This is a genomic window from Flavobacterium amniphilum (genome assembly GCF_023634845.1).
GTDB classification, from domain to species: Bacteria; Bacteroidota; Bacteroidia; order Flavobacteriales; family Flavobacteriaceae; genus Flavobacterium; species Flavobacterium amniphilum.
The window spans coordinates 104,893-119,084 of record NZ_JAMLJL010000003.1; the positions used below are offsets into that span (position 1 = coordinate 104,893).

Genomic DNA, 14,192 nt, shown 5'->3' on the forward strand with positions numbered 1-14,192 from the left:
ATTTTTACAAAATATTGAAATAAACCCAATCAAATCATGTACAAAATAGTATTCCTAACTTTTTTGGCCCTAACCGGCCTGAAAAGCCAAAACGCTTTTTCCCAAAACCAAAAAGAGAAGGAAAAAGAACTTTATACAGCACTTGATAAAGAGCTTAGTTCGGGCAATGCGCTTGTCAACAACGGAAAGTTCCAGATTGACAATAGTAACAACCTGGACAATGAACACCGATATTTTTCTGAAGACAGATTGTATTCAGGCGACATCAGTTATAACAACCAATTATATTTTAACAATAAAGTAAAATACGACCTACTTAAAGACGAAGTTGTTATTAACCCGGAAAACCAGTCGGAAAAAATCCTTATTATATTAGACAAGACCAAGGTTGACTATTTTACCATCCAAAACAGGAAGTTTGTCAAAGTAAAACTTAACGAAGAAGACCCAGCCGAATATCTTGAAGAAAACCTGAATGCCAAAAACTTCATTTTTTACATCAAGTACAAAAAGAATTTCAAGGAAATCATCAAAGACAACAGCCTATACTCTTCTTATACCAGCCAGAATAAATTTTATGTGAAGATTGACAATACCATTCATGAGGTCAGAAGTAAAAAAAGCATCTTAAAACTATATCCTGAGTTGAAATCGGTAATTGAAGATTATTATAAATTTTCAGGAAACCTGGAAAGCGAAAACAATGTAAAATTCATGGAAAACCTAATGTTAGCCATCAAAAAATCATCTCTTAACTAAAATGAAGAAAATATACTTACTGCTCGCCTTTCTGTTTTTTACTTTTTCCCATGCCCAGGAAGAGAAAGCAATTGCTGCAAATGAAAATACCATTTCATTTGAATACACCAATATAAACCTGAAAGCTGTTCTGGATAAAATAGAAGGCTTAACCACCTATCGTTTCTATTATCAGGAAAGCTGGTTAAACAATACGGCTTTAATTTCAGGTCAATTTAAAGACAAAACTATTTCACAGGTTTTGGACAAACTGTTTGACGATACCGATATCAATTATTTCGTAGATTCCAACAAGGTAATTTTGACCTACAAAAGCCTTATTTACAACAAGCTTCCGGAAAAATTCTTCCAAAAAGACTCGTTATCAAACGGAAAAACGACAGTATCACCTGTATTTTTCCAGGAATTTGACTCCAATAAAGATGACAATGAATCCATCTCACTGATTGGAAAAGAAACGGCAGGCAACAATGCCCAAAATGCCGTGTATACCTTTTCAGGTCATATTAAAAACAAAAAAAACAACGAACCTGTAAGCGATGTAAACATCCGTGTTAAAAACACCGATATTGTGGTTAAATCAGACAGCGAAGGTTATTATGAACTAAAGTTGCCTTCGGGGATTTACACCATCACAACAGATATATTAAACTTCAAACCCACTTCCAAAAAAGTAATGGTTTACAGCAACGGAAAACTGAATCTGTCACTTTCCGAAAAAGTAAACCAGTTGAACGAAGTAGTCATCAAAGGACGCAGTAAACAGAAACTGAGAACAGCCGTAACCGGAGTAACCACCATTGAAGCGGAAGGCATCAAGAATGTTCCTTTGGTATTCGGTGAAAGGGATGTTTTAAAAATTGCCACAACGATTCCGGGTGTAAAAACTGCAGGAGAAGGTTCCTCGGGCTTTAACGTAAGAGGCGGTAAAGAAGACCAAAACTTATTTTTACTTGACAAAGGGACGATTTACAATCCGGCGCATTTCTTTGGATTCTTCTCTGCTTTAAATCCGTATGTTACCAAAAAAGTTGACATTTATAAAGGAAGTATTCCGGCAGAATTCGGTGGCCGTTTATCATCGGTTTTCGATATTACATCCAAAAACGGAAATACTGACAAGTTATCAGGTGAAGCAGGAATTGGTCCAGTAACCAGCAATGTGGCACTTTCCATTCCGGTGGTAAAAGACAAAGCCAGTGTGCTTGTTGGAGGAAGAGGCACTTACTCAGGCTGGATTTTAAGAAGTCTGAAAGAAGAAAACCTAAAAGAAAGCGAAGCCTCTTTTTATGATTTTGTAGCCAAATACAACCATAAAATCAACGGTAACAATACCATCGAATCGACTTTATATTACAGTAATGACAAATTTTCCATTACTGCCGATTCGTTGTACAAATACAGCAACAGACTGGCAACTTTAGGATGGAAACACACATTCAACAAAAAGACCAGCAGCGAAATTACATTCACCAACAGCAAGTATCAATTTGGGATTGATTATGACGGTTTACCGCAAAACTCATACAAATTTGGTTATGACAACAACGAAAACCAGTTAATTCTAAAAGGAATAACCATTCTAAATCCTAAACACAAACTGACATACGGATTAACAAACAAACTGTATGAAATCAATCCGGGTTATATTGATCCGAACAATGACCAGTCAACGATTGAGTCCAGAAGAATCGATCTTGAAAAAGGATTGGAAAGCGGACTGTTTGTATCCGACAGTTATAAATTCTCAGACAAGTTATTGTTTGATTTCGGTCTTCGTTATTCCATGTTCAACGCCATGGGACCTTCGACGCAAAAAATATACGAGCCCAACCAACCTAAAAGCGAAGGAACACAGATTGGAGAAGAGCAGTACAAGAACAATGAAATTTTCAAAACCTTCCATGGACTGGAGCCAAGAGTTGCATTCCGCTATATGGTCAATGACAATTTATCCATCAAAGGAGGTTACGACAAAACATACCAGTACATCCACCTTCTGTCAAGCAACACGACACAATCACCAACGGACACCTGGAAACTTTCTGATTTGAATGTAAAACCCCAAAGTGGAGAACAATTCTCATTTGGAGTATTCCAAAACCTGAACCAATTGGATTTAGAGGTAAGTGTTGAAGGGTATTATAAAAAATCGAAAAACATCCTTGATTACAAAGTGGGTGCCAATCTGATCATGAATGAAGACCTGGAAACCGAACTGTTACAAGGTAAAGGAAAATCATACGGAGCCGAATTACTGATTAAAAAATCTGACGGAAGACTTAATGGTTGGTTGAGTTATACCTACTCCAGATCTTTCATCAAATTAGACAGTAAATTTGACGAAGAAACAGTGAACAACGGGAAATATTTTGCGGCCAATTTTGACAAACCGCATGATTTTAGTGCCATTTTAAATTACAAATTGACCAAAAGATACAGCCTTTCAGGAAATTTCGTTTACCAAACCGGAAGACCTGTAACTTATCCTGTTGGAAAATATGTATACAACGGTGTTGAATACACCCTGTACAGTGACCGTAATAAATTCAGAATCCCTGATTATTACCGTCTGGATTTATCGGTTAACATAGAAGGAAACCATAAAATCAAAAAACTGGCCCACAGTTTCTGGAATGTTTCCGTGTATAATGTATTAGGACGAAACAACCCCTATTCTGTATTTTTTGTGACCAAAAACGGAGAAGTCAAAGGATACAAAACCACAATTTTCAGTGTTCCGGTACCAACGATAACGTATAATTTCAAATTCTAAACCAATGGCAAGAATATTCTACCTATTCATTTTGGGCATACTCTTTTTACAAAGTTGCACAGAACCTTATGCCTTGCAGACAGAGGATTTTGAAAACGTAATTGTAATTGAGGCTACCCTTACCGATGAATACAAATACCAGGAAGTAAAATTAACCCGAAGTTACAAAATGGAATACAACATTCCTGAAGTTGAAGCAGGTGCAGTCGTTTTTGTAACGGACAGTAACGGAAACCAATTCAATTTTTCAGAAGTGGACGATAAGTATGTTTCCCAGCAGGAATTCAAGGCACTACCCAATGTAACGTACCAACTTCATGTAACAACAGCTGAAGGAAAATCCTACACGTCAACCCATGAAAAAATAGCTTCAGTGACCGATATTGATGCCATAATAGCCAGAAGAGGAAACAGCGGTACAGAAGGTGACGGCGCACAGATAATTGTAAACAGCACCAAAACAACCGACAATACAGAATATTACCGGTTTACCTATGAGGAAACCAATAAGATTATTGCTCCAAAATGGATTCCTTACAGAGGAGTGGCTGTTTATTACAATCCGCCACCGGCTACAAGTCCAGATTTAGGCTATATGTACATGGAGCCATGGCCATACGAAGCCAAAACCTGTTATTCAACAGAAAAATCAAAGGATATCCTTATAAGCAATACTTCTTTAAACAGTAGTAATGCATCGGCTAATCTGGTGCGGTTTTTAAAAGTCGGCGATTATAAAATTGCCAACAGATATTCAATTGAAGTCAGCCTGTACAATCAAAGCCAGGCGGCAAACAAATATTATGATGCCATGAAAAAAGCATCTTCTGCAGGCGGTTTGTTATCGCAAACCCAAAATGGTTTTTACAACGGCAATATCAGAAACCAAGCTAATCCGACCGAAAAAGTTGTTGGTTTCTTTGATGTTTCCCATATTTCCAAAAAGAGAATCTTCTTTAATTTTGAAGATCTTTTCCAGAATCATCAAAAACCTGATTATCCTTACTATTGTCCTGAAAGTGATGATCCAAATGCTGCTGAACTAAGCTACATGGTCAAATTTTGCTTTCCCAATACACCAAGTACTGACTGTGACGGCCCTTATGTTTTAGCTGCAGTTTCAGGAAAATTAAAATCAGTATTTGAATATACTCCTTCTTATCAAATTGGGATCCCTGTAACTGCTGTTTCTTTACGCAATATTCAATGTGGTGACTGCACCTCTTTTTCGTCTAACATAAAACCTGAATTTTGGATCGATTAAAACTTACCCTCAATATTTTAATGGCATTAGTGCTTACTCCGGCATTTCCGCAATTAAGCACAACGAATGAACAAAACACGCCATTTAGCGAAAAAGTACACATCAGTACTAATTCGAATACACTCTTAACCGGAGAGAAACTATACTATACTATTACCTGCCTGAATAAAACAGGTAACAGTTTTTCAACTTTAAGCAAGATTGCTTATGTTGAACTGATCAGCAGTGATAAAGAAATGGTTTATAAAACCAAACTGGTACTGAATAACAGTAAAAGTAACGGTGAATATTTCATTCCTGCTTCACTGAAGACCGGAAACTATAAACTGGTTGCTTATACCAACTGGATGCTGAATACTGTTCCTTTAGAACTTGACATGGCAGATATTTCCATCATCAATCCTTACCAAATACCTGACAATAAAAAGGTACAGATTCTAAACAACGCACAGGCTAACAGCCAAAGTAACAGCTCAATAAACACGCTTTATGGCTTTGATAAAAAGAAATATGCCAAAAGGGAAAAACTGACCTTAAAAGCAAACGGATCTGCAACGATAGACAAATATGGTTCTTATGCATTGAAAGTGCAGCGCAAAGACAGCCTTAACCCATCGGCAGGCACAAAACTAATCACAACACAATCCATCGGTAAAAAAGCCAATTTGAACATCACACCTGAGTTCAGAGGAGAAATGTTGAAAGGAAAAATAAAAGCCAGGAAAAATCCGGATGCAGAACTTAAGAATGTAAATATCTCGTTGTCAATCGTGGGCAATCGTTCATTTATAAAAATTGTAAAAACCGATTATGAAGGTAAGTTCTGTTTTACAATTGAATCTCCTGTCGAAAAAGGAAAAGTGCATATTCAAATTCTTGACAAAGAAATTAATGAGTACACTATTGAAATGGAAGATTCCCCGGCCGTATTGGATTATACCAATTTGACGTTTACACCAGTGAGCATTTCTGCTTCGATGAAAAAAATGCTTGAAAACAGAGCCGTAGCCAGTCAGATTGAAAACGCTTACATCGCTTTGAAAAAAGATTCATTGACTGAAGACAAAACAGTTAAAAACGAACAACTTAAATTTGATATAACGTACAATCTTGACGATTACACCCGATTTAAAACCCTTAAAGAAACACTGACCGAAATTATTGACAGGGCTCATTATAAATCGGTTGGCAAAAAATTCGAAATTCACATTACTGATAATATTGAAGAATATGAATTGTCTTATCCTGCTTTGGTATTAATTGACGGGTATTACATTCAGGATGTCACCGAATTGTTCAATTATAATGTGGACAATGTAAAATCTGTAAGCCTGATCAAAGGTGGTTATTATTTAGGAACCAAAATTTTCAACGGTGTCATTTTCATCAAAACCAAAAACAATGATTACGAAAGCACCAATAAAGAAGTTTATGTGATTGAACCAACTCTTTTGAGACCTTTACAGAAGAAAGAAATTTTCAACATCGATTATACAACAAAAGATTATTCAAGAATACCTGATTACAGATACCAGCTATTATGGAAACCGGATCTTAATCCAGAAGAAAAAGAAATCAGTTTTTATACTTCTGATATTTCCGGTACATTTGAAGTAATACTGGAAGGCATTGATTCAAAAGGGAACCCGGTTTACCTTTCTGATTCATTTGAAGTAGAATAACACGAACTGCCAATTAATGAGAATATGAAAAGATTATACTACATATTGATCGTACTTGGATCGCTTTTTACCGAAAGCTGCACGGAGCCTTATGCCCTTCAGACAGAAAGCTATGAAAGTGCCATTGTCATCGAAGCCACTTTGACAGATGAATTCAAACACCAGGAAATAAAACTGTCGCGTACACACCGACTGGAAGAAAACGGTCCTGATGTAGAAACCGGAGCTGTGGTTTTTATTACTGACAGCAATGGTAATCAATACAATTTTCAGGAAAACAGTGACAAGTATATTTCACAGGATGAATTTAAAGCACTTCCTAATGCAACCTATCAATTACACGTGGTAACTTCTGACGGTAAAACCTATACTTCAACAAATGAATCTTTGTCGTCATTAACAAACATTGATGATGTAACGGCTACTCAGGGTGTTAATACCAATGGTGAAGAAGGAGTACAAATACTTGCCAACAGCACTAAATCGACCGCTGGAATCGAATATTACAGATTTGATTACGAGGAAACCAATAAAATCATAGCGCCACACTGGATTTCAAGACAGGGAACTGTTGTTTATTCCACACAACCGTTACCGAACGGAGGTCCAGGTAAAATAGAAATGATTGACTGGCCATATGAAGCAAAAACCTGTTACACAACAGAACAATCGAAAGAAATTTCCATTAGTAATACTTCATTGAACAGCAGCAACTCAAATGTATCTTTCATCCGTTTTTTAAAAGCCAGTGATTATAAAATTGCCAACCGATATTCGATTAAAGTCACCATGCATAATGAAAGCCTGGAAGCCTACAATTTTTATGATGCACTGAAAAAATCCTCAACAGGAGGAAGTTTACTATCCCAAAACCAGCCCGGTTTTTTTAGTGGAAACATCAAGAACCAAAGCAATCAAAGTGAAAAAGTAATCGGTTTTTTTGATGTTTCACATGTTTCAAGCAAAAGGATTTTCTTTAATTTTGAAGATATATTCCCGAATCATCAGAGACCCGAATACCCTTATTTCTGTCCGGTAGTAACCCCTTTAAATGAAGATAAATTTAAATTTTACTATTGCTTCTGTGTTGGTCCCGGTTGCCCGACAGATCCTAGTTGTGCCGGTTTCTACATTCTTGAATCTGTCAGAATTAAAATGAAAGCTGTTTATATATACGGAGATGAATTTATCTATTTGACAAATATCGAATGCGGAGACTGCACCTCATTTTCGTCAAATGTAAGACCATCTTTTTGGGTTGATTAACTATTTTACGATTAAAGCCATGAGAAAAATCTGCTTACTCTTTATTTTCTGCATACAGCTTTTTGGAAGTTGTACAGAACCTTACGGCTTACAAACTGAAACATTCGAAAGCGCGATTGTTATAGAAGCTACACTGACCGATGAATTAAAGCATCAGGAAATAAAACTTTCCCGGACTTATAAACTGGAAGAAGACGGACCTGACATGGAAACCGGAGCAGTCGTTTATGTAACCGATAACAATGGTAATCAATATAATTTCAGTGAAAACAACGGCAAATATATTTCAACTCAGGAATTTCAGGCCGTGCCGAATGTTGCCTATCAATTACACGTTGTAACATCCGATGGTAAAACATACACTTCAAAAACTGAATCCTTATCATCAACGACAAACATCGGAAGTATTAATCCCGTTGCAGGACTGAACAGCCTAGGGGAAAAAGGCGTACAAATTCTTTTAAGCAGTACCAAAAGCACGGGCAATACCGAATATTACCGGTATACTTATGAAGAAACCCATAAAATTGTGGCACCACATTGGATACCACAAAGAGGTGTGGCATTTTATTACAATCCGCCGCCACCATTTGATCCTAAAATTGGAGAAGTTCACGTAGAACCATGGCCATACGAAGCTAAAACCTGCTTTAAGAGTGCATCTTCCGATGAAATTCTGATCAGCAACACCTCATTAAACAGTACGAACAATACTGTTGACCTGATCCGTTTCCTAAAAGTTGACGATTATAAAATTGCCAACAGGTATTCGATTAAAGTAACCATGTACAATGAAAGTCAGGCTGCTTATAATTTTTATGATGCCTTGAAAAAATCGTCATCAAACGGTAGCTTATTATCACAGAACCAACCCGGTTTTTTTAGTGGGAATATAAAAAATGTAGCAAATCCAATTGAAAAAGTAATAGGTTTTTTTGATGTTGCACATGTTACCACCCAAAGAATCTTCTTCAATTTTGAGGATGTATTCCCGAATGACCCAAAACCTCCATATCCTTATTTTTGTCCTGAAATTACAGCCGCGAACGAATTGGATTTTACCTACAATATGTGTTTTAGCCTGCCCGGCACACCCAGCAACTGTCAAGGCGTATTTATTTTAAACACGCTCGACATGAGGATCAAAACCCTTTACCGATTTGGCACAGAACAAATAATGCTCGTCAATTCGCAATGTGGTGATTGTACGACATTTGCATCCAACATCAGACCTTCTTTTTGGCAAGATTAAAATAATTTTATTTTTTTGTAACTTTTCGGTAACTCAATACGTATAACTATCAGAACTTTTAAAAGTAAGGAGAATTTTAGATGAGACAACTCAAAATTACTAAGCAGGTAACTAACCGTGAAACTGCTTCCTTAGACAAGTACCTACAGGAAATTGGTAAGGTAGACCTTATTACGGCTGATGAAGAAGTAGAGTTAGCACAGCGTATTAAGGCCGGTGACCAACGTGCATTGGAAAAATTAACCAAAGCCAACCTGCGTTTCGTTGTATCGGTAGCAAAACAATACCAAAATCAGGGATTAACACTTCCCGATTTGATTAATGAAGGAAATCTTGGTTTGATTAAAGCAGCTCAACGTTTTGATGAAACTCGTGGTTTCAAATTCATTTCATATGCTGTTTGGTGGATTCGTCAATCTATCTTACAAGCTTTAGCAGAACAATCACGTATCGTTCGTTTGCCATTAAACAAAATCGGTTCGATCAATAAAATCAATAAAATGTATGCATTATTAGAGCAATCTAATGAGCGTGCACCATCGGCTGAAGAAATTGCTGCCGAACTTGACATGACCGTGAATGATGTTAAAGAATCAATGAAAAACTCGGGACGCCATTTATCAATGGATGCTCCGTTAGTTGAAGGTGAAGATTCAAACTTATACGACGTTTTACGTTCTGGTGAATCTCCAAACCCTGACCGCGAATTGATTCATGAATCTTTACGTACGGAAATCGAGCGTTCTTTGGAAACATTGACACCACGTGAAGCTGATGTGGTTCGTTTATACTTCGGTTTAGGCGATCAACATCCAATGACTTTGGAAGAAATCGGTGAAACTTTTGATTTAACGCGCGAACGTGTTCGTCAAATTAAAGAAAAAGCAATCCGCAGATTAAAACATACATCAAGAAGTAAAATCTTGAAAACTTATTTAGGTTAATCCTAAGACAGCAACAACAGTCTATGACTGTTCGTTTTTTGATTGATGATTGAAACTCCGGCTGATTACCGGAGTTTTGCTTTTTATTAGCTTGGCTAAAAATAAAATTACCCCACTACTATCAATTGGCTTCCCAGGCCTACATTCCAACTTCATTCTGTAGCATTTTATTTACTTCTTTAAGTTGTCTAAGTCATTTTCTTACATTACTTTTACCAATAAACGACTAAAAAATATGAAAAAATTTGTAATTCTTGCTTCACTTATCAGTGTGGTTGCCTGTAAAAAAAATGAAGAAACAAAAGACGAACCCGGCATAATGGATGCTGTTGAAAATGTTCAGAATCTTAATAATGCTGCTGAAGGATTAAAAGATTTTGAAAAAAGGGTTGAAGAATTGAAAAAAATGACACCTGTTTCCAGTGAAATTTACAAAAGCGTATTAACAGAAGAAATAGGAGGGTTAAAAAGAACCAATTATAGTGCCGGCAGTACATCAATGATGGGTGTTTCTTCAGCTGAGGCAACTTACGGAGATACAGCCAACAAAAACATTAAATTAGTCATTCTGGACGGAGCCGGCGAATCCGGAAGTGCCATTATAAGTCTTTTGGTAATGGGATTGTCTGTAGATACCGAATCAATTGACGGAACAAATACAAAAAAGTCAGAAGAAATTGACGGGGTTAAATATCTTACCGAAAATGACACCAACCCGGACAACCCGAGATCTTCAATAACTTTTATCCACGATGAACGCTTTCAAGTTACTTTATCAGGGGAAAAAATAAGTTTAGATGAATTAAAAACATTCTTGAAAAAATTGGATTTATCAAAATTAAATTAAAAACAAAAAAGCCCTGGAATCCAGGGCTCTTTTTATATCTTAAAATTAAAAACTAACGAATCTGCAACCAGTTTGTCCCGTCAGACTGTAGCTGTATCACTGTTGAATTTGCAATTGAAGTAACAGCAGTATTTGACATATTTCTATAAGAAGAAGTTGTTACCGCACCACCTGAAGTATTTCTGATGCAGTATATCCTTCCCGTACAGGTTGACGCTGTTGGTAAGCTCAATGTTCCCGATACACCAGCCGCAAGAACAGCTGTATAATGTGTATCATTTAATGCAGGATTAGCCGTGGAAAAAGTAGTTACACTATTCGACTGCGAACCCACTACCTGCAAAGTAGAATTAGCTACAGTTCCCGAAGTGTTCACGCCTACCCTAACCGTTGCATCCAATCCGGTTCCTTGCATACGCATCATTTCAATATAGGCACCTGATGTATAATTATATTTTTTGAATACAATCGGCTCATTACCATCGTCACCAATCTGAAATTCCAAAGATCCGTTTCCTGAAGTTCCCGCCGAACCTAAGCTGAAGAAATCAGTTCCTGCCGCACTACCTTTAAGCTTGAAGTTACCATCTGCATCCACAAAAAACATTGGCTTATAAAAAGAAGCTCCTGCCGCTTCAAACTGTAATGCACTTTTCAGGTAAGTCACTCTTTGGGTAGGATTCGTATAATCGGTTACAGCCTGCACTAATCCAAGTGTATTTCTGTTACCAAATTCCAAAACGTTTTGATTATTCGAACGCAATTGCATCTTAACATCATCGGTTGTACCCAAGAAATTAGTCGTCGGATTAGTACCCACATTCCCTACCAATAACCAGTTCTGACTTGACACGTCATTTGATGGCTCCCACTGGGTTCCGTTATAACGCAATACTTGATTGATTGTTGGTGCTGCAGATGAAACCGGTAAGTTTTGCAATTTAGAAACCACACTAGTTCCGATTCCTCCTGTAACATCTCCGGCAAGTGGCGCAGTCGAGTCAAGGATTAAATTCCAATTTCCGCTTTTCCATTGGTAAAGACCTTCAGGAGATAATCCTCCAAGTCCGGTATTATACACAAGCAAACCTGCAACCGGCGAGGCAATTGTAGCAGCATCCGTTTTCGAGGTAAGTGCAATTCTCGGAAGAAGCAATCCTTTTGAATTAGACTCTAGATGTAATATGGCTGATGGATCCGGTGTAGTTGTCCCAATTCCGACCTGTGCTTTTAAGGCTAAAGTTACCAATACCAGACAAGCTGCTAACAGGTTATTTTTTAAATTCATAAGTAGGTGATTGTTAAGTGAGTAGTTTTATTTTATAGATTATATTTTTATGGTTATTCTTAAATTGACATCCAATTAGTACCGTCAGACTGCAACCATATCACACTATTATTTGCGATTGAAGTTACTGAAGTACCTGATTGATTGATGTAAGTACTGATTATTTTTGTCGAACCGGATGTATTTCTTATCACATACGTTCTACCCGTAACCAGATTCGCAGCAGGCAATGATACAGCAATAGAAGCATCTCCACCTGTAAAAACAACTGTATGATGAACATCAGATAATGTAATACTGGCGTTAGTACTCACAATACTTCTGGCTTGGGATCCCCTAACCTGCAAAACTGAATTAGCCGTAGTATAATTAGTATTGATCCCAACCCTTACTTCTGTGTTAAGGCCGGTTCCCTGCATACGCATTAATTCAACTTTAGTTGTATTGTTATACTTTTCAAAAACAACCGGTTCATTACCATCGTCACCAACAATAAATTCAACAGAACCATCATTAGATGTAGACCCCGCAGCACCAATTTCAAAATAATCATTTCCTGCCGCACTTCCTTTAAATCGGAAATTACCATAACCGTCAACAAAAAACATGGGCTTGTAAAAAGAGGCTCCCGGCGCTTCAAACTGAATGGCACTTCTTAAATGGGTTACTAACTGGTTGTCATTGGTATAATCGGTATATCCTTGTGTAAGTCCTAATGTCTGTCTTCTTCCAAATTCAAAAAAAGGCTGACTATAAGATGACAATGTCATTTTCACATCATCGGTTGTTCCCAGAAAATTACTTACCGTTGTAACTGTATTTCCGGTCATCAACCAGTTCTGGCTTGAAACATCGTTTGAATTTACCCATGATGTTCCGTTGAAACGCAGTAATTGTGTGGCCGAAGGTGAAGAAAAGACAATTGGTTTAGTCCTGATCCCAACCACTTTATTTGCTCCCGTATTACCGTTAACATCACCGCTAAAATAATTAGCAGCTTCGTATACAACAGGACGCCAGCCGGTACCATTCCACTGATACAACCCTTCGGGTGTAAATCCTCCGGTCCCTTTATTATAAACGATAAGCCCTTTAGCTGGTGAAGTGATAGTCGTTGCATCTGTAGCAGAAGTCAAAGCAATTCTGGGCATTAAAAATCCGCGGTTAGACGAGTTTACATCTAAAACAGCTGCAGCATTAGGCGTTGTCGTTCCTACTCCGATTTGGGCACTAACCGGGAAAGTCAAGACAAACAACAACCCAACATATAAAATTCTCATAAGTAGGTTTTTTTTGACAGTGCAAAAGTAAATAAAAGATAACGAAGTCTAATGTTAAATTTAACATAAGTTGCGGAATTTCCGTAAATTATGTTAATGGCAAGAAATTGGAAACATATCAATTAAATAATTAAATTTGCACAACACAACAAAGCACCTAATGAAAAACACACTTATTGCTCCGTCTGTACTTGCAGCGGATTTTGCCAATTTACAACGCGACATCGAAATGATTAACTCCAGTGAAGCTGACTGGTTCCATATTGATGTAATGGACGGACATTTTGTACCAAATATCTCATACGGAATGCCCGTTATACAGGCCATAAAAAAACATGCAACAAAACCATTGGATGTACATTTGATGATTGAAAAACCTGAAAGGTATATTGAGGAATTTGCAAAAATAGGAGCAGATATAATAACAGTACATTATGAATCTACCGTTCACTTACACAGAACTTTAAGACAAATAAAAGCAGCAGGCTGTAAAGCCGGGGTTGTTTTAAATTTAACCACTCCTGTTTCAGTTTTGGAAGATATCCTTCCGGAATGTTACATGGTTTTAATCATGTCTATAAACCCTGGATTCGGAGGTCAGAAATTTGAAGAGATAACGTACAATAAGGTTCGTAAACTAAAAAAAATGATTACCGATCAAGGCTTGGAAACACTGATTGAAATCGACGGCGGAGTTACCGATAAAAATGCAAAACAACTTGTTGAAGCAGGAGCCGACGTATTAGTAGCAGGAAGTTATATTTTCAATGCTGAAAACCCAATACAGACAACTGCCGATTTAAAGAAATTGGCTTCATCATAAGAACTCTTCTA

Annotated in this window: 11 protein-coding genes; 9 read left to right on the forward strand and 2 right to left on the reverse strand. The window is 37.2% G+C overall.

The features are described 5' to 3' along the window. Window positions 1-36 precede the first annotated feature (36 nt). The 8 genes from NAT51_RS04180 to NAT51_RS04215 all read left to right on the forward strand — a co-directional run bounded on the left by NAT51_RS04180 (window position 37) and on the right by NAT51_RS04215 (window position 10,790). The gene (locus tag NAT51_RS04180) at window positions 37-759 is read left to right on the forward strand and encodes a hypothetical protein (protein ID WP_250595655.1); all 723 of its coding nucleotides are present in this window, start codon (window positions 37-39) and stop codon (window positions 757-759) included. A gap of 1 nt (window position 760) precedes the next feature. Next, on the forward strand, window positions 761-3,535 hold the full coding sequence (locus tag NAT51_RS04185) for a TonB-dependent receptor (protein ID WP_250595657.1): 2,775 nt from the start codon (window positions 761-763) through the stop codon (window positions 3,533-3,535). Window positions 3,536-3,539: 4 nt separating this feature from the next. Next, entirely contained in the window at window positions 3,540-4,799 is a 1,260-nt protein-coding gene (locus NAT51_RS04190; protein ID WP_250595659.1) for a DUF4249 domain-containing protein, read from the forward strand. Further along, a complete protein-coding gene (locus tag NAT51_RS04195) occupies window positions 4,787-6,481 on the forward strand; it encodes a hypothetical protein (RefSeq protein WP_250595661.1) in 1,695 nt (564 codons plus the stop codon). Before NAT51_RS04190 ends, NAT51_RS04195 begins: the two co-directional genes overlap by 13 nt. A 24-nt stretch (window positions 6,482-6,505) precedes the next feature. Next, window positions 6,506-7,747 carry a DUF4249 domain-containing protein gene (locus NAT51_RS04200; protein ID WP_250595669.1) on the forward strand — a complete coding sequence of 414 codons (1,242 nt, stop codon included), beginning with the start codon at window positions 6,506-6,508 and terminating at the stop codon, window positions 7,745-7,747. 19 nt (window positions 7,748-7,766) lie between these two features. Then, a complete protein-coding gene (locus tag NAT51_RS04205; RefSeq protein ID WP_250595671.1) occupies window positions 7,767-8,999 on the forward strand; it encodes a DUF4249 domain-containing protein in 1,233 nt (410 codons plus the stop codon). Window positions 9,000-9,079: 80 nt separating this feature from the next. Further along, complete coding sequence (locus NAT51_RS04210; protein WP_014164868.1) at window positions 9,080-9,943, forward strand: sigma-70 family RNA polymerase sigma factor; 864 nt, start codon at window positions 9,080-9,082, stop codon at window positions 9,941-9,943. 235 nt (window positions 9,944-10,178) lie between these two features. After that, window positions 10,179-10,790, forward strand: a complete 612-nt coding sequence (locus tag NAT51_RS04215) for a hypothetical protein (RefSeq protein WP_250595673.1) — start codon at window positions 10,179-10,181, stop codon at window positions 10,788-10,790. Window positions 10,791-10,842: 52 nt separating this feature from the next. On the opposite strand, the gene NAT51_RS04220 is transcribed toward NAT51_RS04215, so the two are convergent. Both NAT51_RS04220 and NAT51_RS04225 read right to left on the reverse strand, forming a co-directional pair. Next, window positions 10,843-12,078: a hypothetical protein gene (locus tag NAT51_RS04220; RefSeq protein ID WP_250595675.1), complete on the reverse strand. Its 1,236-nt coding sequence runs from the start codon at window positions 12,076-12,078 to the stop codon at window positions 10,843-10,845. 59 nt (window positions 12,079-12,137) lie between these two features. After that, window positions 12,138-13,358, reverse strand: coding sequence for a hypothetical protein (locus NAT51_RS04225; protein WP_250595677.1), 1,221 nt, complete (start codon window positions 13,356-13,358; stop codon window positions 12,138-12,140). Between the two features lie 160 nt (window positions 13,359-13,518). On the opposite strand from NAT51_RS04225, the gene rpe reads away from it, so the two are divergent. After that, window positions 13,519-14,181 (forward strand): ribulose-phosphate 3-epimerase, encoded by a 663-nt coding sequence (rpe, locus tag NAT51_RS04230; protein ID WP_250595679.1) that lies wholly within the window; start codon window positions 13,519-13,521, stop codon window positions 14,179-14,181. Window positions 14,182-14,192 lie beyond the last annotated feature (11 nt).